The 2,646-nt window shown below is 52.9% G+C and carries 1 rRNA gene; it reads right to left on the minus strand.

Going from position 1 to position 2,646, the window contains the following annotated elements:
* Positions 1-25 precede the first annotated feature (25 nt).
* A 23S ribosomal RNA gene (locus HMPREF1556_RS06315) occupies positions 26-2,646 on the minus strand; the annotation flags it as partial.

Raw genomic sequence — 2,646 nt, forward strand, 5'->3', positions numbered from 1 at the left:
CTGTATCCAGCGAAACATCTCCACATTGGATAAGCCCTCGACCTATTAGTAACTGTCAGCTGAATGCTTTGCAGCACTTACACCTCAGCCCTATCTACCTCATTCTCTCTAAGGGGTCTTACTCTTTCGATGGGAGATCTCATCTTGAGGCAGGCTTCACGCTTAGATGCCTTCAGCGTTTATCCTTCCCCGACTTGGCTACCCTGCTATGGGATTGATTCCCAACAGGTCCACCAGAGGTCAGTCCATCCCGGTCCTCTCGTACTAAGGACAGCTCCTCTCAAATCTCCTGCGCCCGCGCCGGATAGGGACCGAACTGTCTCACGACGTTCTGAACCCAGCTCGCGTGCCACTTTAATGGGCGAACAGCCCAACCCTTGGGACCGACTTCAGCCCCAGGATGCGATGAGCCGACATCGAGGTGCCAAACCTCCCCGTCGATGTGAACTCTTGGGGGAGATCAGCCTGTTATCCCCAGGGTAGCTTTTATCCGTTGAGCGATGGCAATCCCACTTTCATACCACCGGATCACTAAGTCCGTATTTCTACTCTGCTCGGGCCGTCACCCTCGCAGTCAGGCTCCCTTCTGCCTTTGCACTCTTCTAATGGTTTCCAACCATTATGAGGGAACCTTTGAGCGCCTCCGATACCCTTTCGGAGGCGACCGCCCCAGTCAAACTCCCCGCCTGACAGTGTCCCGGTGCCGGTTCACGGCTCCCGGTTAGAAATCCAATAGCAAAAGGGTGGTATCCCAACAGCGACTCCGGAAAAACCGAAGTTCTTCCTTCTTAGTCTCCCACCTATCCTGTGCATTCACTACCGAATCCCAGTGTCAAGCTGGAGTAAAGCTCCATGGGGTCTTTCCGTCCTGGCGCGGGTAACCAGCATCTTCACTGGCACTTCAATTTCACCGGGTGCATTGTTGAGACAGCGCTCAAATCATTACGCCTTTCGTGCGGGTCGGAACTTACCCGACAAGGAATTTCGCTACCTTAGGACCGTTATAGTTACGGCCGCCGTTTACTGGGGCTTCAATTCAAAGCTTCGCTTTCGCTAACCTCTCCTCTTAACCTTCCAGCACCGGGCAGGCGTCAGCCCATATACTTTACCTTACGGTTTCGCATAGACCTGTGTTTTTGCTAAACAGTTGCTTGAGCCTTTTCTCTGCGGCCCACTCTCGTGGGCGCCCCTTCTCCCGAAGTTACGGGGTCATTTTGCCGAGTTCCTTAACAATGCTTCTCCCGCCGGCCTTAGGATTCTCTCCTCATCTGCCTGTGTCGGTTTGCGGTACGGGCTTACTGTACACAATAGCGGCTTTTCTCGCCACGGACTCTGAGAGCTTCGCTACTTTTCTTCGCTCCGCATCGCGTCCTCGGATTGCCAGACGGCTTTTCCTGCCTGGCTCCTCCCACGCTTGCACCGGTCTTTTCTTTCCCGGCTCTCTCCTCCTCCATGTGTCCCCACAGTTCTGATACAGTAAGGTACTGGAATCTAAACCAGTTGTCCATCGGCTACGCTTCTCAGCCTCGCCTTAGGCCCCGACTTACCCAGGGCAGATCAGCTTTACCCTGGAAACCTTAGATATTCGGCCTGGAGGATTCCCACCTCCATCTCGCTACTCATTCCGGCATTCTCTCTTCAAAGCCCTCCACGGCTCCTTCCGGTACCGCTTCTGTGAGCTTTCAATGCTCCTCTACCGATGACTTTCGTCATCCCTAAGCTTCGGTGTCATGTTTCAGCCCCGTTAATTTTCGGCGCAGGACCTCTCGACTAGTGAGCTATTACGCACTCTTTGAATGTGTGGCTGCTTCTGAGCCAACATCCTAGTTGTCTGTGAAATCCCACATCCTTTACCACTTAACATGCACTTGGGGACCTTAGCTGTAGATCTGGGCTGTTTCCCTTTTGACTACGGAATTTATATCCCGCAGTCTGACTCCCGTGTATATCTTCATGCCATTCGCAGTTTGATATCTATTGGTAGACTTTGACGCCCCCTCAAGAATTCAGTGCTCTACCTGCATAAGACTTTACCACGAGGCTAGCCCTAAAGCTATTTCGAGGAGAACCAGCTATCTCCGGGTTCGATTGGAATTTCTCCGCTATCCACACCTCATCACCACCCTTTTCAACGGATGTGTGTTCGGACCTCCACCAAATTTTACTTTAGCTTCATCCTGGACATGGATAGGTCACCCGGTTTCGGGTCTATACCTACTGACTTTACGCCCTCTTAAGACTTGCTCTCGCTTCGGCTTCAGGCCTTAAGCCCTTAACCTTGCCAGTATATATAACTCGCCGGACCGTTCTACAAAAAGTACGCGGTTCACCTTTCGGTGTTCCACAGCTTGTAAACATAGGGTTTCAGGTTCTCTTTCACTCCGATCCCTCGGTTCTTTTCACCTTTCCTTCACAGTACTCACCGCTATCGGTCACTAAGGAGTATTTAGCCTTGGGGGGTGGTCCCCCCACCTTCCTGCCAGCTTCCACGTGTCTGACAGTACTCTGGATCCTGCGCATCTCTCTGAGCTTCGTATACGGGGCTTTCACCCTCTACGGCGGCGCTTTCCATCGCCTTCTGCTCCCTCTTTGAGACTTCCCGCAGTCCGGACCCCGTGCTGCACGCAGCACGGTTTGGGCTCTTCC

It is taken from the genome of Porphyromonas sp. oral taxon 278 str. W7784, assembly GCF_000467855.2.
In the GTDB taxonomy this organism is placed as follows: Bacteria; Bacteroidota; Bacteroidia; order Bacteroidales; family Porphyromonadaceae; genus Porphyromonas.